Below are 20,073 nucleotides of genomic sequence, written 5' to 3'. Positions count from 1 at the left end.
GCTGCTCCTCGGATACGGCGGCGGGGCCCGGCCGCGTCCCTGCGGCGCGGGCTCCACCGATCTTCCGCTCAGCGGCCCGCCGTGCCGGGCAGCCCAGCCGGGCAGGCGGTCCCGGATTCCACCGGGCGGCCCAACGGGGGTGCGGACGCGCCGGGGTCGGCGAGCAGGGCCGGGATCAGCGTGTGCAGCGCGTCCACGGCCCGGGCGACGGCCTCCCGGACCGGTGTGCTGAGCCCCGGCAGGAGGTCCTCGTCGCCGCTGGGCAGCAGCTCGGGCTCGCAGGCCAGGACGAGGACACGGGGCAGGGGCTCCTCGCCGAGGTGCGCGGCCAGGGCGAGCACCTTCGCCGGGTCCATGCCGTGGGCCTCGGGCACGACGCTGCCGTCGGGCGGTCCGGCCTCGATCAGGGAGAGGGTGCCGGGCCGGTGACCGCGCCGCCCGGTGTCCACCAGGACGGCGGTGTCGTACCCGTCGAGCAGGTCGTAGGCGAGGTCCATGCCGCGGATGCCGTAGTCGTGGACCCGCACCTCGGGCGGCAGCGGGCGCGGGCCGAGGGCGCGGATCACCTCGGGGCCGAAGGCGTCGTCGGCGAGGAAGATGTTGCCGACTCCGGCCACCAGCAGCCGCGGCGTCACCGGAGGTCTCCGGCGGGCGCGGTCAGGGGCCGGGGCGAGCCGGAGGGTGTCTTGCGGACGAAGGCGGAGCGCAGGGCGTGATAGGGGGCGGCGGGGTCGAAGAAGATGGCGCGCATCCGGTCCAGTTCGGCCTCGCGGTACGCGGCGAGGGGGCGTTCGCGCTCGTCCGCGGCGCGGGCCGCCTTGGCGGCGATCCGCGCGTCCAGGAAGGGCGAGGAGGCCAGTTCGGCCGCCAGCCGCTCGACCTCGGCCGGGAAGTCACCGGGCGCGGCGGGCACGAGTCGGTCCACGAGCCGCAGCCGCTCGGCCGACGCGGCGCTCACGGGCAGCGCCTCGGTGGTCAGCCGGTGGGCGACTTCCGCGCCGACGCGGCGCGGCAGGGTGTACGTCCAGAACTCCGAGCCGTACAGGCCCATGCGCCGGTAGTGCGGGTTGAGGACGACGCCGGTGCGGCACCACACCTCGTCGGCGGCGAGGGCGAGCATGGCGCCGCCGGCCGCCGCGTTGCCGGCGAGGGCGGCCACGACCAGCCGGTCGGTGGTGCGCAGCACGGCCTCGACCAGGTCGTCCATGGCGTTGAGGTTGGTCCACGACTCCTGGCCCGGGTCGGGGGCCGCCTCGATGACGTTCAGATGGATGCCGTTGGAGAAGAAGTCGCGGGCCCCGCCGAGCACGAGGACGCGGGTGGGCCGGGAGAGGGCGTGCTCGTAGGCGGCGCGCAGCCGGCGGCACTGGTCGGTGCTCATCGCGCCGCCCGGGAAGGAGAAGCGCAGGAAGCCGATGTCGCCGCGCTGCCGGTAGCGGATGTCGGTCCAGGTCCGCCGGTCGGGCGGCAGCTCCAACGGGGTTACCGCTTCCGGGAGTTCGAGGGTGGGTTCCCAGGCGGCGAGCACGGAGGCGGCGGGGCGGCGGAAGGGTGCGCGGTCGCCGGAGTTCCGGCGGGGACGGAGTTCCGGGATCCAGACCGCGCCGTCGCGGGTGGCCCGGCAGACGGCGCCCGCCCGCCGGGCGAGGAGTTCGCCAGGACGGCCACGCAACCGGTCCTCGGGGTGCCCGCCGTGCAGGAACACCTCCCGGCCCAGGAGTTCGTCCAGGACGCCCGGCTGCGAGTCGGCGCCGCGCAGCTTCCGCAGGACGGTTTCGGTGTCGTCCCGCTCCCAGTCGATGCGGCGCCGGTCCTGCCGGAAGACGTCACGCCAGACCACGCTGACCGAGTCGTCGGTCTGCGGCCGGGGTTTGCAGGCGCCTTCGGCGTAGCGCCGTACGGCGGTGAGGACGGCGGTGACGGCGGCGTCGGAGGCCTCGTTGCGGTACAGGTCGCTCTTGCCGACCGGCGGTACGGGGAACGGCTCCGCCGCCCAGATCGGGCCGGCGTCCATCGCCGCCTCGGCCTGCAGGACCGTCACGCCCCACTCCCGCGCCCCCTCGGCGATGGCCCAGTCCAGCGAGGACGGGCCGCGGTCGCCGGGCGGACCCGGATGGACGATCAGGCACGTGTGGTCCCGCCACACATCCTCCGGGATGGCCGACTTCAGCATCGGCGCGACGACCAGTTCCGGCCGCAGTTCGTGCAGGGCGGCCCGGACGGGGTCGGCGCCGTGCGAGGCGAGTACGACGTCCACGTGGTGCCCGAGGTCCGACAGTTCGGCGTACACGCGCTGTGTGAGGCTGTTGAACGCACTGGCGACGAGCAAAATGTCCATGACATCGCATGGTCGACCCTGACCGGCGTGCCGTGAAGAACCGCCGCGCCGTTTCGCTCGTCTCCGTCAGGTCTCTTCCTCCATCCGGATCGCTTCGCGCAGTTCCTCGAAGGCCTGGCTCCCGTCCTCGGCGTGGGCCGCCGGCAGTGCCCCGGCGATCGCGTCGAGCTTGCGCTGGATGGCGTGCTCGGCTCGCATCTCGGCGTTCTTCAGCAGGGCGAGGAGCAGCAGGGTGACCGCGGTCATGGACTCGCCCACGAGCAGGAGCAGTTCGAGCCGCAGGTGCGCGACGTGTGCGGCGGCGAAGAAGCCCACGAGGAGCAGGCAGAAGAGGAAGAACACCGGCGAGCTGGTGAAGTTGGAGGCGTACTCCGCGAACTGCTCGAACCGGCCGCGGCGGATCCCGCCGGGGTGCACGGGATTCTTGAAGGTCATGGCCGAGCCTTCCCTCATGCCTGGCGACACCCGGATCACCGGCCGCCGCCGGCCGTCATACGGCGGCCCGGGCCGCGGCGCGTATCCGGTCGCGGACCGCCGTCGCCAGGCCCACGGCCCCGGCGGTGTACGCCCCGCTCGGTACGACCGCGCCCAGCCGCCCCGGCGCAGTCGTGCACTCGTCCCGGAGGGCGCCGGTGTCCTGGACCGGCCGGGCCACCGCGTCCCCGACACCGCCGGCCGCCGGTGCCCCGCCGTCTTGCGCGCGCATCGCCTTCTCCTGCCTGCCGTCACTCGCAGCCGGCCGCCGACGGCGAACGGCCCGCGGATCGGCTCCGCAGTACCCCTGCGGAGGCGTACGACACCGGGCCCGGGCCGGCGCCCCGCGCACGGAGGTGGAGCAGTGCGCGCTGGTGCCGACGGTTCCCGCACCGGCGGCGCGCGACAGAGCGAACAGCGTGAAGGCGGCCAGACGGTCGGCTCCTGCCCGCCGCAGGCCGCAGCTCGCTTCGGTGCCGGCGGCGGCCGCACGGCCGGACTGCGCTCCCAGGCGCATCCCGCCCCCCGGTGCGGAGGCGAAGCCCAGGACGGCGACGGCCGACGGGTCGGGCGGCCGTCAGGCGGCGAGGGTGCGGCCCGGCCCGAGCCGGTCCACCAGCTGGTCGAGGTGGAGCTCGGCCACCGGGGCGAGGAGGTCGGGATGGCGCAGCAGTGCGGCGGCACTTCGGTCGCCGTCGTCGGGAGCGAGCAGCCGCCGGAACTCGGCCGGGACGCCCGAGGCATGCTCGCCGTCGGCGAGCTCGGCGACGGCCAGTTCGGCCAGCTCCGGATCGGTGAGCAGGGCGGCCGCCCAGCTGGCCACGACCTCGTCCACCCAGGTGCGCCAGGCCCGGTCGTCGTCCGGGCCGTCCTCGCCCGCCCGTTCGGCACCGGTGACCCAGTCGAGCCGGGCGGCGCCGCCGGGGCCGGCCATGGTGACCAGCCCCGCGTCGATGTCGGTGGGGTAGCGCAGCCACGCGGCGACGGTCGCGGCCTGCCGGGCCTGTGCCTCGCACAGGGCGGAGGCCAGCGCGCCGCCGCTGGGCGGATAGGCGACCGTCAGCCAGCGCGCCGTCGCGGCGATGAGGGGGGACAGATCAGTGGGCACAGCCGGGCCGTCCGGGACGCACAGGGAAACAGGGACTCGACGCAACGGTAGTCTCCCGGCAGGTCGGCGGGGAGGGGCTGCGAACCAGGTCATATGTGGTATCGCCCACGTCGACCCGGTCGTCCGCCGGGAAGCGGCCCACCGGCTCCCCCGGCCTGTGGCCCGGTGATGAGCGGACGTGGCCACACGGTCATCACCGCGTGGCCCGGAGCCGACGAGGGCGGGGCGAGCGAGGTCATCGACGAAACGCGGGGCGAGGGGTGCGGCGGGCCCGCTGCCGTAGCCGCTATGCGTCGTCCGCGGCGGCGCTCACCTCCACGTCGAGCACGCCCTCGTCCTGGAAGAGCTCGGAGGCCAGCCCCGTCGGGTCCGCGGCGCCCTCCAGCTCCAGCAGCACGCGGGCCGCGTCGTCCGTGCGGCCGGGCAGCCGTTCGACTTTGACCTGCACGATCCGGAAGCCGCGCCGGGTGCAGGTCTCCATCAGACGCGGCAGCAGCGCCGACCCCGTGCGGTAGGTCAGGCGTGCCTCGAAGGCGGCGACGGCCGTGCCGGGGATCAGCCGGGAGGTGAAGAGCGGATAGCCGCGCACCACCAGGAAGTGCAGGGCCGTCACGGCCAGCGCGAGGATGGGCAGCCCGCCGCCGCAGGCCATGCCGACCGCGCAGGTCAGCCAGATGGTGGCGGCCGTCGTCAGGCCCCGTACGGCATCGCGCCGCACGAAGATCAGGCCGCCGCCGATGAAGCCGATGCCGGAGACGATCTGAGCCGCGACACGGGAGGGGTCGAAGGAGACGTTCTCCAGCCCGAGCACCGCGGTGAACCCGTGCTGGGACACCTGCATCATCAGCGCGCCGGCGACACCGACCAGCGTGTGCGTGCGCAGTCCGGCGCTCTTCTGCTGCGCCGCCCGCTCCCAGCCGATCAGGCTGGACAGCAGCAGCGCCAGCGCCAGCTCGGTCAGCTGCCGTGGCCCCTGGCCGTTGTGGACGTCCCACAACGGCGCCGCCAGCCCCGCTCCCGCCATGCACACCTCACAGTCGGTTCCGCCGTTGTCCGGCGTGTTCGATGGTCCGCCGACCACGCCTACCCCATGGCGGCACCGCGACTCCACCGGGCCGGGTACCGGCGGCGGCGACCGGGTACTCGGGCGGGGCCGCGGGTGGCCCGGCCGAGCCCGGTGACGGCGCCGCGGGCCGCGCCGCGGCTGCTGCCCGGCCCGCGGCGCGGGTATCGCACCGTCGGGACGTCGTGAGGAAGGAGGCGGCCTCATGCACCACGACGAGATGATCGGAAAGGTGCAGGCGCTGGCCCAGCTGCCGGACCGGGGCACGGCCGAACGTGCCGCACACGCCGTCGTGAGCACGCTGTCGGAGCGGCTGCCGTCCGGGCTGGCCCGGCATGTGGCCGCACAGCTGCCGGCGGACATGGCGGCAGCGATGCGGGAGGCGGCCGACGCGTCGGCCGGGGCGGACTCCGGCGTGTCGGGCGAGCGGTTCGGCCTGACCGTCTTCGCCGGACGCATCGCCGACCGGGCGGGCACCGACGAGGACACGGCCCTGCGGGAGGCGGCCGCCGTGATGGAGGTGCTCGACGCCGCGCTGGCCCCTGAGCTGACCGAGCGGATGGCCGGCGCCCTGCCCGCGGACATCCGCGACCTGCTGCCGGTGGGCCGGGCGGCCGAGAGTACCGGCGGCACCGGCCGGAAAGGCTGACAGCACGCCGTCACGGCGGGAATCCGGCGCACCGGGGCCGCACGGCAGGGCCGGTCCGGCGCACGGAGGTGCGCGCCCTGCGGCACGGCCGCTGCGGCGTGACGGTGCCGTGCGCTGCTGGTTCAATTGGGTGTGCAAGCGCCCGTCGAGGGCAAGCGTGGCAGTGACGCCTCCAACCCCGCAAAGGTGCTCCATGGCCTTCTTCGCGCTCTCCCGGCGGCAGCCGCTGGTGCTGCTCTCCTCGACCGAGCTCGCCGCCGAGTACGACCGGCTGGTGAACGAGAACGAGCAGTTGCGGCGCGCCGTGTCCTCGCACGCGGTGATCGACCAGGCCATCGGGGCCGTGGTCGTCCTCGGGCAGATCGCCCCCGAAGAGGGCTGGCGGGCACTGCGGGACGTCTCCCAGCGCACCAACACCAAACTGCGGACGGTCGCCGAGCACATCCTGGAGTACGCCCAGGGCGGCACACTCCCCGAACCGGAGCGGATCGAACTCGGCAAGGCGATCGTCCGCTACCGGCGGTGCGCCGGCCTCGGCGAGGACACGACGGGCCGCTGAGCGCAGGCCCGGCTACGGTTCAGCGGCGGCCCAGCTTCATGCGGCGGTGCCGGTGGGCCCTGGGTGTGGCGGGCCGTCGGGCGATGCAGGATCCACCGGTCCTCGACCTGGTCGAGGCCGAAGAGGAGGACGGCGAGGACGGGGAGCAGCAGGACGGCGATAGTGATCACTGGAGGATCCCCTCTGCCGACGACACTCTCCGGGTGCCCCGCCCCGCTCGGGCCACCCGCGGCGGTTGTGAAGGTCCTGTGAGCGCTTTCTACTGCCGTCGGTCGCCGACGAAGGTCTGGCGGGTGAGCGCGCAGGTGGGGGCCGCCGTGTCGGGCCGGCGATCCGAGGGGGACACGAGGGGGACCTGTGGAGGCCGGGCTCGCCCGCCTGGATCCGCGGGTGTGTCTTTCGTCCTCGCGGACCCGTCCGCCGCGGTCGCCTGGGAGATCGTCAAAGTCTCCCGATGACGGTGACACGCCGTGCGAAGCGCCGCCGTCCGGCGGAAACCACGCGCGGGCGCATTGCGCGCGCCCCTCTCGCGACGTGCGCTTACGGTTCTACGTGTGACCGACCGTCATCCGGGATGACGGAGAGGAGCCGGGAACGGTGGTGGGCGATGCGCGTCGGCGGGCGGCCGGGCCGGACGGCCGGCGCCGCAGGACGCGGGTGCTGGGCAGCCGGCCGGCGTACACCGTGCGGCTCCCGGCCGTACCGCGCACCGAACCGGTGCCGGCGGCCGAGCGGACGGTGCCGTGGCTGCGGGTCGGGGCGGCCTACGCCTGGCGGCTCATCCTCGTCGGGATCGTCGTCTACGGCGTCTTCAGCATCCTCGGCAGCTTCCAGCTCGTCGCCGTGGCCCTGTTCCTCGCGCTGGTCGTCACCTCCGTCCTGCGCCCGCTGACGGACCTGCTCGACCGGGCCCTGCCGCGGCCGCTGTGCGTCGCCGTGGCGCTGGTCGGCAGCATCCTGTTACTGCTCGCTCTGCTGGCCCTGGTGGGCAACGCCGTCGCGGGCGAGTCGGCCAGGCTGACGGGCGAGTTCCGGGGCGGGGTGCACCGCATCGAACAGTGGCTCCAGCGGCCGCCGTTCCGGCTGAGTCCCCACCGGCTGTCCGAGCTGGAGAACCAGGTGACGCACTACCTGTCCGCGCACCGGTCCATCCTGCTCAGCCGTGCCGTCAGCGGGCTGAGCCGCGCGGTGGAGCTGGTCACCGGGGGCGCGCTCGCGCTGTTCGCCTCGGTGTTCTTCATCCACTCCGGTGAACGCCTGTGGCGCTGGGTCCGCGACCAGATGCTGCCGGTCGGCGCCCGTCCGGCGTGGGACCGGGCGGGGTGGGCCGCCTGGCGGGCCTTCGCCGGGTACACGCGCGGCATCATCATCGTGGCCGCCACCAACGCCGTGCTCGTCGGTATCGCGCTGCTCGTGCTGCGCGTGCCGCTCGCGCTGCCGCTGACGCTGCTGGAGTTCTTCGCCGCGTTCGTGCCGCTGGTGGGCTCGCCGGTCGCGCTCGGCGTCGCCACCATCGTCGCGCTGGCCGGGCGGGGACCGCTGACGGCTCTGGCCGTGCTGGCGCTGATCGTCGTGATCGGCCAGCTGGAGGGGCATGTGCTGCATCCGCTGGTGATGAGCTGGGCCGTGCGGCTGCATCCGCTCGTCGTCGCGGTGTCCGTGATCGCCGGCAGCATCATCGCCGGGGTGATCGGTGCCGTGGTGGCCGTGCCGATGGTGTCGGTGGTCTGGGCGGTGCTGCGCGCACTGCGTGCGGTGCCGCCGTGAGTCCGGGCCGTCATCGACTGCCGCGCGTCCCACATCATCAACTGCCGTGAGTCTCAAGGGACATGGCGCTGACCGGTCAGCGTCGTACCGCCGGCGCCGCGACCGCCGGCGTACCGCTCAGCGCAGGGCCGCCGCCACCAGTCCGCGGAGCTCCTCCTCCGCCACGCTCCCACCGTTCACCAGCCGGTCGAAGACCAGGCCGTCCACGCAGGTCAGCAGCGTCACCGTCCGTTCCTCCGGGTCGGCCACGCCCTGCGCGGCGAGAAAGTCGCACAACGCCTGCCGCGCCAGGTTCTCGCGCGGCACCAGGATCTCGCGCAGTTCGGGATGGCGCGCGCTCTCGACGGCGCACGCGTAGCGCGCCAGGGAGCGTCTGCGCCCTTCCCCGGTGAGCCTCGCCGCCGTGAACGCGACGAGTCCGAGGACCACTTCGGCGGCGGTCCGCAACGGCGGCGTCCTCGCACCGATCTCCTGCAGCTCGGCCTGGTCGAGCGCCACGAGGCGCCGGACCAGTGCGGTGAGCAGGGCCTGGCGGGTGCGGTAGTAGGCGGACGTGGTGCCGGGCGGCAGCTGTGCCGCCCGGTCCACCGCGCGATGGGTCAGCCCCCGCATGCCGGCGTCGGCGAGGACGGCGATGGCCGCGTCGGCGAGGAGAGTACGTCGGTCTGTGGACACCCTCACTTTCTACACCCCCGCTTCTACAGCCGTAGAACGAGGTTGTAGGGTCTTCGCCAGGGCTTCTACACCTGTAGAAGCCCTGGCGCGAACCAAGGTCGAAGGGGGTCCGGCATGGGCGGTACGGCGGTGGTGGTCGGAGGTGGCATCGGCGGGCTGGCGGCGGCGATCGGCCTGCGCCGGATCGGCTGGGACGTACGGGTCGTGGAGCGGGCCGGCACCCTCGCCGACGCGGGCGCGGGCATCTCGCTGCACGCCAACGGCCTGCGCGCCCTGGACGCCCTCGGCGTCGGCGCGGCCGTGCGCGCGGCGGCACGCCCGCAGTACACCGGCGGCACCCGCGCCCCCGGGGGCCGATGGCTGGCGCGGATGGACGGCGCCGCCCTCGAACGCGCGCTGGGCACGCCGATCGTCGGGATCCGGCGCGCGGTCCTGCACCGCCTGCTGCGCGAGGCCCTGCCGGCCGAGAGCCTGCTGACCGGCGTCACCGTGCCGGCGCTGGACCGCTCGGCCCCCGACCGGGTGGGCGTGCCGGCCGGGGACGAGGTCCTGGACGCCGACCTGGTCGTCGCGGCCGACGGGGTGGGCAGCCGGCTGCGCGGACTGCTGTTCCCCGATCATCCCGGCCCGGTGTACGCCGGCTCGACGGTCCTGCGGGCCGTGACCGACGGGCCGCTGGACCTGCGCACCGACTTCGAGCTGACCTGGGGCGAGGGCGCGGAGTTCGGCCACATCTGCTTCTGCGACGGCCGGGCCGAGTGGCACGCGGTGCTCACCGCACCGCCCGGCGTGCGCCACGCCGACCCGCTCGGCGCGCTGCGCCGCCGCTTCGGCGGCTGGCACGATCCGGTCCCCGCCCTCCTGGACGCGACCCGGCCGGAGGCCGTGCTCCACCACGACATCCACGAACTGGCCACGCCCTTGCGGTCGTTCGTCGCGGGCCGGGTGGTGCTCCTCGGCGACGCCGCGCACGCCATGACACCGAATCTCGGCCAGGGCGCCTGCCAGGCCCTGGAGGACGCGGCCACGCTCGCCGCCGCGCTCGCCACGCAGCCCTCCGTCGCCGCAGCCCTGGCCCGCTACGACGCCGAGCGCCGCCCGCGCTCCCAGGCGGTCGCCCGCGCGGCCCGGCAGGCGGGCCGGATGGGCCAGCGGCTGTCCCACCCGCTGGCCGTGGCCCTGCGCAACACCGCGCTCCGGGTCACCCCGTCCCGGCTGGCGACACGAGCGATCCTCCGGCACGCCGACTGGACGCCGCCGCGCCTGGGCTGACCTGCCCCCCTGGGGCCTGCCGACCACGAGCCGGTGCACCGGGGAGACCAGCAGCTGGAGGATTTCGACGTGCGGCACCCGCGGGCGTACGACGGCGGCGACGCACGCCCGCGCTCAGCCGGCGCTCAGCCGGCGCTCCGCATCGCCTCGCCCGACACGACGGACCTGGCGCCGCCGGGCAGGGACAGCAGGGCGGGGCGCATACGGTCCAGGTCGTCCTCGGCGAGGGAACCGAGGCGCCCACGCCGAGGGCGAGGGCCCGGACGCCCGGTGCGTGGACGGCGTAGGCGGCACGCCGCGCAGCCGTCGGGGAAGACCCTCGCCAGGCGGTAGTTACACGTGTAACATCCTGCTGCGCCGACGAGCCCGCGCCCTCGGCGCACTGCCCCGGCCGACGACGGAAGGCCCCGCCATGACCTCGACCGCACCCGCCCAGCTCGACACGGGCTGGCCGCCGCCCCCGTTCCGCGCTCCCAGCCCCTCCGTGAAAGGCACCGACGGTGTCCGCCGTTTCCACGGGCTGACCTACGCGATCTCGCCGGGCTACCGGCCGCGCCTGCTGGATGTCCATGTACCGCCCGCCGCGGCACCCGTACCGGCAGTCGTGTGGATCCACGGCGGGGGCTGGCTGGAGGGCGACCGGCGCTATCCGCCGCCCACGGTGCCGGTGGAGCTGCTGCACGGGGCCGTCCTCGGGGCCGGTCTGGCGCTGGTCGCCGTCGACTACCGGCACAGCCTGGAGGCGCCCTTCCCCGCCCAGCTCCATGACGTCAAGGCCGCCATCCGGTATGTACGGCAGCACGCCGCGGCCCTCGGCATCGACCCCGAACGGATCGGCGCCTGGGGCGAGTCGGCCGGCGGACACCTCGCCGCACTGGCCGGCCTGGTCCGCGCCGAGACACACGGCGCCGGCCTCGAAGGGATGGAGGGCGTGCGGGAGGGGGACAGCGGGGTGCGGGCCGTCGTCGACTGGTACGGCGTCTCCGACCTCGAGCCGCTCCTGACCCACCGCATGCCCTCCCTGCCCGGCGAGCCGTCGTACCCGAACCCCGTCCTCACCCTGCTCGGCGGGCCGGAGACCGAACGCCGGGAGCGGGCCCGCGCCGCGAGCCCTGTGACCTACGCGGCGGACGGCGGCGCGCCTCCGTTCCTGCTGATCCACGGCCGCGAGGACCAGGTCGTGCCCTACGGCCAGAGCGAGGTGCTGGCCCGGGTGCTCAGGGGCGCGGGCGGTGATGTCACACTGCGGCCGGTCGAGGGGGCCGACCACATCTTCCTCGGCTCCGCGGAGGTGCCTGCGATCGTGGCGCACAGCGTGGACTTCCTCCACCGCCACCTGACCGCCTGACCTCCGGACGCCGTCAGGTCCTTCCCCGGAGGCAGCTGCCGTCAGGCCGAGTCACGGCGTACCAGCACCGGTTCGACCGCCGGCAGGGGTGCCGCGGTGCCGGTCTCGATCAGGTCGTGCAGCGTCGCGGCCACCTGCTCGGCGGAGGGCGCGTCCAGCCGGATCGTCGTGAGCGCGGGGCGCTGCAGGGCCGCTGTCACGAGGTCGTCGCAGCCTACGACGGCGACGTCACCGGGGACGTCGACGCCCTCGTCCCGCAGCACGGCCAGCAGCAGCGCCGCGTACTCGTCGTTGTAGGCGAAGACGCCGTCCAGGCCGCGCTCCGTCCAGCCCTGCGCCAACTCGGCGGCGGACGCGCGCGTGTACTCCATCTCCACCCGGGTCACCGTCGCCGTCGTCCGGGCGGCCACGCTCCGCGCGCCGGCCAGGCGGGGCTCGGCGAAGGCGGAGAGGCCCCGTTCGCGGGGCATGACGACGCCGAGGCGCCGCCGCCCCCGCGCGACGAGGTGTTCGGCCGCGAGCACGCCCACCCGTTGGTCGTCGAACACGACCGTGTGGACGCCCTCGACGGGCCGCGGAGCGAGGGCCATCAGGGCCCGTACACCGGCGCGCCGCAGCACGTCCACGGCGGCCGCGTCCAGGCTCGTGCCGTCCAGCGCCAGGACCGCGCCGGGGCGCAGTTCGGCCCACGCGCGGGCCGCGGTGCCGGGATCGGCGAACCGGCCGGCGTGCAGGACCGTCGTGTAGCCGTACCGCTCCAGCTCCGTGTGCAGGTCGTCGATCCAGCCGCTGACCAGGCGGCCGATGGCGGACACGGCGGCGGGGATCAGCACCAGGTTGTTGCGGCCCGCGCGCAGGGAGCGGGCCGCCGCGTGCGGCACATAGCCGAGGGTGTCCGCGGCGGCGAGGACCTTCGCGCGGGTCGCCTCGCTCACCCGGTGCGCCTGGGTGTTGTTCAGCACGAAGGAAACGGTGGCCCGCGAGACGCCCGCCAGCCGAGCGACATCGGCACTGGTGACGGCCCCGGCCGCTGTCCTCGCCATGGTTCCCTTCCGCCGGGTTGTGTGCGCCTTCAGGTTACACGCGTCACATGACGAATCGGCTTCCTTGCCGCAGACCTCTGTTCAACCCCACGACCGGGCGCTACACAAGGACCACCGCCGCCGATTACACGTGTAATCCACTCCGCCCCGGCCGCGTTCTGCCTCTCTTCGCTTCCCCCTCCCCTTCCTCCAGGAGTCGCCATGCCCGTGCCGACCGAAGATCTCCGGCCCGCCGCCGCGCCGGCCGCACCCGAGTCCCGGCAGCGGGGGCTGATGACGCTGCTGCTCGTCGCCAACGCGTCGATGTACGCGGTGTACCTGGGGGTCGGGTCCGTCCTGCTGCCCACGCAGGTCGCCGCGATCGACGCGCACCACAAAGTGGCGCTGCTGGGCCTGATCTGCGGGGTCAGCTCGGTGTTCGCGACCGCCTGCAATCCGGTCGCCGGCGCGCTCTCGGACCGTTCGGGACGCCGCAACCCCTGGGTGCTCGGCGGAGCGCTGGCCTCGCTGGCCGGTCTCGCCTTCCTCGGCAGCGTGCGCACGGCGCTGCTGACGGGCATCGGATGGTGCCTGGTCCAGGCGACCATGAACGTCTACCAGGCCGCCGTCACCGCCATCGTGCCCGACCGGATCCCGCCGGCCCGCCGCGGCACGGCCTCCGCCCTGGTGGGCCTCGCCCTGCCGGTGGGCGGCACGCTGGGCGTTCTCATCGCCTCGAGAACCGCCGGCCATCTCTCCGCGGGATACCTGGCACTGGGACTCGTGGCGGCAGCGGCGGCGGTGCTGCTGACGGCGCTGTGCCGGGACGTACCGCGGGACCAGGGTGCCGAACCCGCACCGGCTCTGCCCCGGCGCCGGCGCACGGCCGCCTTCCTGTCGGCGCTGAGCAGCCGTGACTTCCGCTGGGCCTTCATCGGCCGCGCGCTGATGGTGCTGGGCTACTTCTCCGTCGTCGGCTACCAGTTGTACATCCTCGACGACCACATCGCGCTGCCCGGGGGACTGAGCGCGGCGGACGCCATGGCCGTCCTCACTCCGGTGTCGATGGCGGCGATGGCCGTCTCCACGCTGGTCGGCGGCCTGCTGTCGGACCGCTGGAACCGGCGCAAGGTGTTCGTCGGCGTCTCGGCGGCGCTGGCGGGTGTCGTCATGGTGGTGCCCGTGGTCGCGCCGACCTGGCCGGGCATGCTCGTCTTCAGCGCCCTCAACGGGCTGGCGTTCGGCTGCTTCATGGCCGTGGACACCGCCGTCGTCACCCTCGTGCTCCCCCGCGCCGAGGACGCCGCACGCGATCTGGGCGTGCTGAACATCGCCAACGCCGGACCGCAGATCGTGGCGCCGTTCGTCGCCTCGGCCGTGGTCACCGCGCTCGGCGGCTACACCCCGCTGTTCCTGTTCGGCGGCGTGCTGTCGCTGCTCGGCGCGCTCGCCATCCTGCCCATCCGCGGTGTGCGCTGAGCCGCCACCCCGCTCTTTTCAGTTGCCCGCTGAGCCACCATCACGCCCCTGCCAAGGAGTAACCGTGCCCCGCAGACGTCTCCTCCTGCGTCTCCCGCTCCTCCCGCCGGCCGCGCTGCTGCTGTGCGCCGGCACCCTGGCCGCCCCCACGGCAATCGCCGCCCCACCGCCGGGAACGACGTGACGATCGTCGCCCCGCTCACGAACCAGAGCGGAGCCGGTACCCGCATCTCCAGCGCCCCCACGATCGGCGTACGGCACCCGCGGGCGAAGGTGTGGGCGGTCGACGGCTCGCCGGCGGACGCGGTGAACTTCGGCCTCTCCGCCGTGTTCGACCGGCACGCCCCGGACCTGGTGCTGTCCGGGACGAACTTCGGCCCCAACCTCGCGGCCCTGGCCACCCATTCGGGCACGGTGGGCGCCGCGATGACGGCCCTGGAGGACGGCGTACCCTCGATCGCCGTCAGCACCGGCGGCCTGGAGGCGCCCGTACCCGACCGGATCCTCAACGCCATGCGGACGGCACGGGCACCGCCCGCGGTGCGGACGTCACCACACAGGATCCGCACCCCGTGCTCAAGTCCGCCTACGCCGACGACGGCGACGGCACCTGGAAGGTGACCGTCGGCCTGGTGGACACCCCCGCCCGCCCGGGCAGCGATGTCGCGTCCGTCGACGCCGGCCGCATCTCGGTCTCGCCGGCCGGGACCAGGGCCGGGTCGGCGCCATGGCCCGGACCCACGAGGACAGTTCGGCCGCCAGCGGCATGTCCGGCCACACCGCGGCAACCGCACCGCGCCGGTCACGGCACGCCGCGGCTGACGCGGGGCGGTCTCAGCGGGACGGCGAAAAGGAGTTGTCCGGGCAGCCGCGCTGCCGTCACGATCGGCGCATGACCTCGCTGACCGCCTTCCTGCCGTGGACCGCCGCCGACCGCTCGGTGCGTGGTCGACAGCAGCGCGGCCGCCGGAGAAGGCCCACGCCCGTGCACGCATGACCGCGGCGCTGGTCGCGGGGCTTCTCGCGGGCTACGGCATCGCCGTACCGGTGGGAGCCGTCGGGACGTATCTGGTGGCGCTCACCGCCCGGACCTCATTGCGGATCGGTGCCTGTGCCGCGCTGGGTGTCGCGGCGGCGGACGGCCTGTACGCGCTGATCGCCGTGATCGGAGGTTCCGCGCTGACACACGCCGTCGAGCCGATCGTGCACCCCCTGCGCTGGGTCGCCGGCGCGGTGCTCGTCGTGCTGGCGGTGCGCGGCGCGGCAACGGCGATCGCCCACTACCGTACGCCGCCGACGGCCTCCCGGACCGGCGCGACTCCCCTGCGCCCCGCCCGGGCCTTCCTGGGGCTGTGGGGCGTCACGATGATGAACCCCCTCACCGTGATCTACTTCGCGGCTCTGGTGCTGGGCAGCCAGACCTCGGCGGCACCGGACCACCTCGAACGGGCCCTGTTCGTCCTGGCCGCCTTTACGGCATCGGCCAGTTGGCAACTGCTCCTGGCCGGCGGCGGAGCCTTGCTCGGCCGGCTCCTGACCGGCAGCCGGGGGCGGCTCGTCACGGCCCTGGTGTCCAGCGCCGTGATGACGGCACTCGCCCTGCGCATGCTCTTCACGCACGGCCACTAGGACCAAGGCCTGCCCCACCTCTCCCTCGTCTCCCTCGTCTCCCTCGTCTCCCTCCTCTCCCTCCTGTCCCTCCTGTCCCTGCATTCGGAGCGGAGGCGATCGCGGAGCACGAGGTGACGTCGGAGCACCGCTCGAGCTGCCGCGCACCCAGGAGTGGCGCCAGGACCGGGGTCAGCCGGTCGCGAAGGTCTTCAGCCGGTCCGGGGCGCCGTTGAAGCGGTCGTGGTCCCCGACGGTCTTGCCGGTGGAGGTGTACTGCCACATCGTGTGGTACGACCAGCCGGCCGGCAGGGTCCCCGGGTCCGAGGCGTAACGGGCGATCCACAGGGGGGTGGTCGCCGCGAAGCCGCTGTAGTTGCCGGTGCAGTCGCTCCACCAGCTGGTCGCCGTGTAGATCATGGCGTTCCGGCCGGTGCGCGACTTGTAGCGGTTCAGGAAGTCGCGGATCCAGGTGACCATGGCGCTCTTGGACTTGCCGAAGCAGGCGGCGCCGTACGGATTCCACTCGATGTCGAGCACGCCGGGCAGGGTCCTGCCGTCCTTGGACCAGCCGCCGCCGTGCGCCAGGAAGTAGTCGGCCTGCGTGGCGCCACTGGTGGTGTCCGGGGTGGCGAAGTGGTAGGCGCCGCGGATCATGCCCGCCTTGTACGCGCCGTTGTACTGCTGGGTGAAGTAGGGGTTGGTGTAGTACGTCCCCTCGGTGGCCTTCGTGTACGCCCACTGTGTGCCGTCCTTCCACAGGGTCGGCCAGTCGACGGCGAGCTGGTGGCTGGCGACATCGACGCCCTCGGGCTGCGAGGTGCGGCCCGCCGGGGGCCGGGCGCCTGTGTCTCCGTCATGGGCGAGGACGCCGATGCCCATATAGGCGCCGCCGCGCACGCGTGCACCCCCGCCGGGTTCGGGCAGGGCCGGGGGGCTGGACAGGAACAGGACAAGGGCGGCCAGGGCCCCGGTGAGGCACAGGCGGGACCGGCCGCGGAAAGGGACGATGAGGCTTCGCACGTAATCCATCTGACCCGTGGTCGGGTCGTATCGCACTCCGGGTTCCGCCCCATGAAGCAATCCGCGGCCGGTTTTTGAGCCATGCGGGTGGTCCGGTCAGCCTTCGATGCGGTGCTGGGACCAGAAGGAGGTGAGGTCGGTGCTCGTGGCGGCCTGGGCGGCGGCCTTGAACTCGGCCGTGGTCGACACGCCGTACCAGTGCGCCGTCGCGTAGTCCTTCAGCAGCTTGGCCATGGCGGTGTCACCGAGGACGCGGCGCAGGTCGTGCAGCGCGCACTTGCCGTAGCCGTAGACGACGGTGGAATAGCGGGAGGAGTGCGCGTCCCAGTAGGCCATGGAGCCGGTGATCTTCTCGGCGCTGGAGGCCCAGGAGACGCTGCTCCAGCAGTTGGTGCCGGTCTTGCCGAGGGCGAGGTCGGTGGCGTAGTCCGTGAACGCCTCGTCCAGCCAGGGGCCGTTGTACTCGTCGTCGCCGACGATGCCGTACCACCACTGGTGGCCGATCTCGTGGGTGAGGGCGGTGGAGCTGACCACGTCCAGGACGAACCCGGGGTACTCCATGCCGCCGAACCAGTAGTTGTTGTCGAGCACGGCGTCCAGCTCGCCGTAGGGATAGGCGCCGAAACGGGCCGCGTGGGCGTCCACGGCGCTCTTGGCGGTGCTGAGCATGGACTGGGCGCTGGAGGAGCTGATGCCCGAGACCGAGTAGACGTTCACCGCGACGCCGGCCGCCGAGGTGCCGGAGACCTTGGTGAAGGGCCCGGCGGCCCAGGCGAAGTCACGGACCTTCGACGCTGTCGCCGTGGTCACCGTACGGCCGCTGGAACCGGGTGTGTCGGTGGAGGTGCCGGTGGCCGGGACCAGCAGGCCGCTCGGGTGGTCCAGGGTCACCTTGAAGTCGGCGGCCAGGGAGTAGAACGACTCGCCGTTGTCCGTGTACGGGTCGAGGTGCCAGCCGGCGCCGTCGCGGACCGCGAGGACGGGCAGGGCGTTGCCGATGAAGCTGTAGGCGCCGTCGTGGCCGAACCGGTCGGCGCCGCTGGGCACGGTGATGCCCAGGTCGAAGCCGATGGTGGCGCTCTGGCCCTGGGCGAGCGGGGCCGGCAGGTCGATCTTCAGCGCGGTGCAGGCCACGGAGGGGGCCTCCGCGGTGCCGCCGGTGACGCCCGTGACCCGGATCGGCATCGCGTCGCAGGTGCCGTGGTAGTTGTCCCACAGCCTCAGGTAGACCTCGTTGAGCGCGGTGGCGGAGGCGTTGGCGAAGGTCACGCTCTCGTGCCCGGTCCATTCGGTGCCGCTCGTGTCGCTGCTGAGGTTCACGGTGTACGAGGGTGCGGCCGGGGTGCGCGTGGAGTCGCCGGGCGGTGGCGCGCCGCCGCCCGAGGTGTCGAGCGCGATGTCGTCGAGGACGAAGCTCGTCCGGAGGCTGGAGTCCTCGGTCCCGGTGAAGGAGAGCGTGACGGTCTGCCCGGCGTACGCCGACACGTCGACCGACTTCTGGACGTACCCGGTGTTCTCGTCGAGGTTCGAGTAGGTGGCCAGCGTCGTGCTGCCGATCCGGGCGGTGAGCTTGTCGTACGCGACGGAGGAGGTCGTCTCGTCCGTGTCGATGTGCAGCCAGAAGGTGAGGGTGGCCGCGTCGCACCCGGAGGGGATGGTGACGCTCTGGCTGAGGGTGTCGGTATGGGTGCTGCCGACTCCGTCCAGCCAGGCGTAGGAACTGCCACCGTGGGCGGTCTCGCCGGAGCGGCTGGTGATGACGGTGGAGGAGGACGTCGACCAGGGCGATGTCCCGCTCTCGAAGCCGCCGTTGCCGACGACCTGCGCCGGACTGCAGGCGGCGGGTGCCGCGGCCGTGCGGGCCGCGGCGGGCGTGCCGGGGAGCACGAGTGCGGCCACGGCGGCGACGGTGAGCGCACCGGCGCCGAGGGCCTTGTGGGGGGTCGATCTCACACGCTACTCCTTTGCGGAGGCCGGGATTCCCGGCCTGCTCGATGGCCGCCGGTGACTGGGGTACGCCGGGGCGGCCGCTGACGGGGCTTGCGCGATCGCTGCACCGAGAGGTGCGCCGCGCCCTCACGGGGTCAGGGCGCGGACTGCCGAAAGCGTGACAGATTTGACCTGCCCATGCCAGATGAGCGATATGAGTCGATGAGTCGTGTGGATCGAGCGTGTGCAATGGGGTCAGGCGGTGCGCAGCGTCACGAACACCGCCGCCAGCGGCGTGCCCTGCGGGTCCTGCCAGCCGCGCGCCACATGACCGATCGCACCCTCGGGGCACAGCGGCGGGTTCTCGGGCACGGGCGTCAGGACCCGGTGGACCTGCAGGACCGTGCCGTGCGGCGCGGGGATGCGGGTGCCCTCCGCGTCGTCGGCCGGCTCGGGGGTGAAGCCGTCCAGGGTGAAGGGGGCGCCGGCGCAGGAGCGGACCACCTCGGGATCCAGGGCGCCGTCGACGCTCTGGGCGTGTGCCTGGGCCGTGCCCTCCATCAGCGACAGCAACTCGGTGACCAGCACCGGGTCGTGACAGCCGTCGTAGACCCAGCGCGTGCCCAGCACACCGTGCTCGATCGTGCCGACGAGCGCGTGCTCCGCGCCCTGCAGCGGCGCGGCGCGGTAGGTCAACGGGACCAGGTAGGCGGTCGCTTCGGCGGTGGAGGTGGCGGTGTCGGTGGCCACCATGAACTCGATGCCGACCTCGCCCTCCGGATCCTCCAGCCGGAAACCGCCGGACTTGACCGGCACCGGGGCGTCCGGGCCCCCGCGGTACCAGGGACGCGAGGGCAGCCAGTCGGTGAGCAGCTCCAGCTTCGTGGGCTTGAGCGTGGTGTGGTGGATGATGGCCATGCCGTCGGTGTTCCTCCGTTGTGCGGACGTGCTGACCACCGCAGCTTCTCACACCGTTCCCGCTGGTCACCGCCTGTCCCGGTTCAGGCCAGGGCGTCAACTCAACCTGTTCGCGGCCCAGTTGGCATGCCGCTGGGCCGCCCACTGTGGGCGGCCCAGCGATCTCCTGTTGGTGTCCCGGACTCTCTCAGCTGTCCTTTGTCACTTACTCATCGTCCCGCGATTCGTGCTCGTGGTCCGACTTTTTGTGAGCGTGATGCGGCTCCGACGGCTTCGACGGCCGAACGGGCTTCACCGGGTGCTCCGGGTAGGTCGGCTTGACCGGCTGCACCGGCTTCTCCGGATACACCGGCTTCACCGGGTGCTCGGGGTAGGTCGGCTTGACCGGGTGCACCGGCTTCTCCGGGTACACCGGCTTCACCGGATGTTCCGGGTAGGTCGGCTTGACCGGCTGTACCGGCTTCTCCGGGTACACCGGCTTGACCGGCCGCTGCGGCAACTCAGGCTTCACCGGGTAAACCGGCTTCACCGGCAGCTCAGGCTTCACCGGCCGCTGCGGCAACTCAGGCTTCACCGGATACACCGGCTTCACCGGCAGCTCAGGCTTCACCGGATACACCGGCTTCACCGGCCGCTGCGGCAACTCAGGCTTCACCGGATACACCGGCTTCACCGGCCGCTGCGGCAACTCAGGCTTCACCGGATACACCGGCTTCACCGGCAACTCAGGCTTCACCGGCAACTCAGGCTTCACCGGCCGCTGCGGCAACTCAGGCTTCACCGGATACACCGGCTTCACCGGCAACTCAGGCTTCACCGGCAACTCAGGCTTCACCGGCCG

General features: G+C 73.4%; 19 protein-coding genes and 1 pseudogene. 8 read left to right on the top strand and 12 right to left on the bottom strand.

Annotation, left to right across the window (positions count from 1 at the left end; translation table 11 throughout):
* Positions 1-68: 68 nt before the first annotated feature.
* The 6 genes from ACWDEN_RS27240 to ACWDEN_RS27215 all read right to left on the bottom strand — a co-directional run bounded on the left by ACWDEN_RS27240 (position 69) and on the right by ACWDEN_RS27215 (position 4,944).
* Entirely contained in the window at positions 69-635 is a 567-nt protein-coding gene (locus tag ACWDEN_RS27240) for a hydrogenase maturation protease (RefSeq protein WP_450860334.1), read from the bottom strand.
* Positions 632-2,338 (bottom strand): hydrogenase maturation protein, encoded by a 1,707-nt coding sequence (locus tag ACWDEN_RS27235; RefSeq protein WP_351622525.1) that lies wholly within the window; start codon positions 2,336-2,338, stop codon positions 632-634. The genes ACWDEN_RS27240 and ACWDEN_RS27235 overlap by 4 nt, the downstream gene beginning before the upstream one ends.
* A 66-nt stretch (positions 2,339-2,404) precedes the next feature.
* A complete protein-coding gene (locus ACWDEN_RS27230) occupies positions 2,405-2,773 on the bottom strand; it encodes a low affinity iron permease family protein (RefSeq protein WP_450860333.1) in 369 nt (122 codons plus the stop codon).
* A 55-nt stretch (positions 2,774-2,828) separates the two neighbouring features.
* Positions 2,829-3,044, bottom strand: coding sequence for a hypothetical protein (locus ACWDEN_RS27225; protein ID WP_351622520.1), 216 nt, complete (start codon positions 3,042-3,044; stop codon positions 2,829-2,831).
* A 345-nt stretch (positions 3,045-3,389) separates the two neighbouring features.
* A complete protein-coding gene (locus tag ACWDEN_RS27220) occupies positions 3,390-3,920 on the bottom strand; it encodes a hypothetical protein (protein WP_351622517.1) in 531 nt (176 codons plus the stop codon).
* Between the two features lie 286 nt (positions 3,921-4,206).
* Positions 4,207-4,944 (bottom strand): MgtC/SapB family protein, encoded by a 738-nt coding sequence (locus ACWDEN_RS27215; protein ID WP_351622515.1) that lies wholly within the window; start codon positions 4,942-4,944, stop codon positions 4,207-4,209.
* 244 nt (positions 4,945-5,188) lie between these two features.
* Between ACWDEN_RS27215 and ACWDEN_RS27210 the strand changes: the two genes are divergently transcribed.
* The 3 genes from ACWDEN_RS27210 (at position 5,189) to ACWDEN_RS27200 (ending at position 7,958) form a co-directional block, all read left to right on the top strand.
* Positions 5,189-5,632, top strand: coding sequence for a DUF2267 domain-containing protein (locus tag ACWDEN_RS27210; RefSeq protein WP_450860332.1), 444 nt, complete (start codon positions 5,189-5,191; stop codon positions 5,630-5,632).
* 193 nt (positions 5,633-5,825) lie between these two features.
* Entirely contained in the window at positions 5,826-6,191 is a 366-nt protein-coding gene (locus ACWDEN_RS27205) for an ANTAR domain-containing protein (protein ID WP_450860331.1), read from the top strand.
* Positions 6,192-6,791: 600 nt separating this feature from the next.
* A complete protein-coding gene (locus ACWDEN_RS27200; protein ID WP_450860330.1) occupies positions 6,792-7,958 on the top strand; it encodes an AI-2E family transporter in 1,167 nt (388 codons plus the stop codon).
* 117 nt (positions 7,959-8,075) lie between these two features.
* Here ACWDEN_RS27200 and ACWDEN_RS27195 read toward each other — a convergent pair whose 3' ends face one another.
* The gene (locus ACWDEN_RS27195; RefSeq protein WP_351616772.1) at positions 8,076-8,633 is read right to left on the bottom strand and encodes a TetR/AcrR family transcriptional regulator; all 558 of its coding nucleotides are present in this window, start codon (positions 8,631-8,633) and stop codon (positions 8,076-8,078) included.
* A 114-nt stretch (positions 8,634-8,747) separates the two neighbouring features.
* Here ACWDEN_RS27195 and ACWDEN_RS27190 point away from each other — a divergent pair, with 114 nt between their 5' ends.
* Positions 8,748-9,905, top strand: coding sequence for an FAD-dependent monooxygenase (locus tag ACWDEN_RS27190; protein WP_450860329.1), 1,158 nt, complete (start codon positions 8,748-8,750; stop codon positions 9,903-9,905).
* A gap of 412 nt (positions 9,906-10,317) precedes the next feature.
* Positions 10,318-11,253 (top strand): alpha/beta hydrolase fold domain-containing protein, encoded by a 936-nt coding sequence (locus ACWDEN_RS27185; RefSeq protein WP_450860328.1) that lies wholly within the window; start codon positions 10,318-10,320, stop codon positions 11,251-11,253.
* A 41-nt stretch (positions 11,254-11,294) separates the two neighbouring features.
* On the opposite strand, the gene ACWDEN_RS27180 is transcribed toward ACWDEN_RS27185, so the two are convergent.
* On the bottom strand, positions 11,295-12,296 hold the full coding sequence (locus ACWDEN_RS27180; protein ID WP_450860327.1) for a LacI family DNA-binding transcriptional regulator: 1,002 nt from the start codon (positions 12,294-12,296) through the stop codon (positions 11,295-11,297).
* Between the two features lie 201 nt (positions 12,297-12,497).
* On the opposite strand from ACWDEN_RS27180, the gene ACWDEN_RS27175 reads away from it, so the two are divergent.
* The 3 genes from ACWDEN_RS27175 (at position 12,498) to ACWDEN_RS27165 (ending at position 15,383) form a co-directional block, all read left to right on the top strand.
* A complete protein-coding gene (locus tag ACWDEN_RS27175; protein WP_450860326.1) occupies positions 12,498-13,754 on the top strand; it encodes an MFS transporter in 1,257 nt (418 codons plus the stop codon).
* 180 nt (positions 13,755-13,934) lie between these two features.
* On the top strand, positions 13,935-14,375 hold the full coding sequence (locus ACWDEN_RS27170) for a 5'/3'-nucleotidase SurE (protein ID WP_450860325.1): 441 nt from the start codon (positions 13,935-13,937) through the stop codon (positions 14,373-14,375).
* A 372-nt stretch (positions 14,376-14,747) separates the two neighbouring features.
* Positions 14,748-15,383: a LysE family transporter gene (locus ACWDEN_RS27165; RefSeq protein ID WP_351616790.1), complete on the top strand. Its 636-nt coding sequence runs from the start codon at positions 14,748-14,750 to the stop codon at positions 15,381-15,383.
* Positions 15,384-15,554: 171 nt separating this feature from the next.
* Here ACWDEN_RS27165 and ACWDEN_RS27160 read toward each other — a convergent pair whose 3' ends face one another.
* The 4 genes and pseudogenes from ACWDEN_RS27160 to ACWDEN_RS27145 form a co-directional block, all read right to left on the bottom strand.
* On the bottom strand, positions 15,555-16,394 hold the full coding sequence (locus tag ACWDEN_RS27160) for a lysozyme (protein WP_351616793.1): 840 nt from the start codon (positions 16,392-16,394) through the stop codon (positions 15,555-15,557).
* An 87-nt stretch (positions 16,395-16,481) separates the two neighbouring features.
* A complete protein-coding gene (locus ACWDEN_RS27155; protein ID WP_351616796.1) occupies positions 16,482-18,338 on the bottom strand; it encodes a M1 family aminopeptidase in 1,857 nt (618 codons plus the stop codon).
* Between the two features lie 231 nt (positions 18,339-18,569).
* Positions 18,570-19,232 (bottom strand): maltokinase N-terminal cap-like domain-containing protein, encoded by a 663-nt coding sequence (locus ACWDEN_RS27150; RefSeq protein WP_351616799.1) that lies wholly within the window; start codon positions 19,230-19,232, stop codon positions 18,570-18,572.
* A gap of 205 nt (positions 19,233-19,437) precedes the next feature.
* Positions 19,438-20,073 (bottom strand): annotated as a pseudogene (locus ACWDEN_RS27145) (hypothetical protein); the annotation flags it as partial.

Source organism: Streptomyces sp. NPDC001153 (assembly GCF_053598315.1).
This window is presented reverse-complemented; position numbering and strand designations above follow the sequence as displayed.

Coding starts and splice junctions, on each gene's coding strand:
- ACWDEN_RS27235 (WP_351622525.1), bottom strand. CDS start 2,338: ATGGACATTTTGCTCGTCGCCAGTGCGTTCAACAGCCTCACACAGCGC.
- ACWDEN_RS27230 (WP_450860333.1), bottom strand. CDS start 2,773: ATGACCTTCAAGAATCCCGTGCACCCCGGCGGGATCCGCCGCGGCCGG.
- ACWDEN_RS27225 (WP_351622520.1), bottom strand. CDS start 3,044: ATGCGCGCGCAAGACGGCGGGGCACCGGCGGCCGGCGGTGTCGGGGAC.
- ACWDEN_RS27215 (WP_351622515.1), bottom strand. CDS start 4,944: ATGGCGGGAGCGGGGCTGGCGGCGCCGTTGTGGGACGTCCACAACGGC.
- ACWDEN_RS27210 (WP_450860332.1), top strand. CDS start 5,189: ATGCACCACGACGAGATGATCGGAAAGGTGCAGGCGCTGGCCCAGCTG.
- ACWDEN_RS27205 (WP_450860331.1), top strand. CDS start 5,826: ATGGCCTTCTTCGCGCTCTCCCGGCGGCAGCCGCTGGTGCTGCTCTCC.
- ACWDEN_RS27190 (WP_450860329.1), top strand. CDS start 8,748: ATGGGCGGTACGGCGGTGGTGGTCGGAGGTGGCATCGGCGGGCTGGCG.
- ACWDEN_RS27185 (WP_450860328.1), top strand. CDS start 10,318: ATGACCTCGACCGCACCCGCCCAGCTCGACACGGGCTGGCCGCCGCCC.
- ACWDEN_RS27180 (WP_450860327.1), bottom strand. CDS start 12,296: ATGGCGAGGACAGCGGCCGGGGCCGTCACCAGTGCCGATGTCGCTCGG.
- ACWDEN_RS27175 (WP_450860326.1), top strand. CDS start 12,498: ATGCCCGTGCCGACCGAAGATCTCCGGCCCGCCGCCGCGCCGGCCGCA.
- ACWDEN_RS27165 (WP_351616790.1), top strand. CDS start 14,748: ATGACCGCGGCGCTGGTCGCGGGGCTTCTCGCGGGCTACGGCATCGCC.
- ACWDEN_RS27160 (WP_351616793.1), bottom strand. CDS start 16,394: ATGGATTACGTGCGAAGCCTCATCGTCCCTTTCCGCGGCCGGTCCCGC.
- ACWDEN_RS27150 (WP_351616799.1), bottom strand. CDS start 19,232: ATGGCCATCATCCACCACACCACGCTCAAGCCCACGAAGCTGGAGCTG.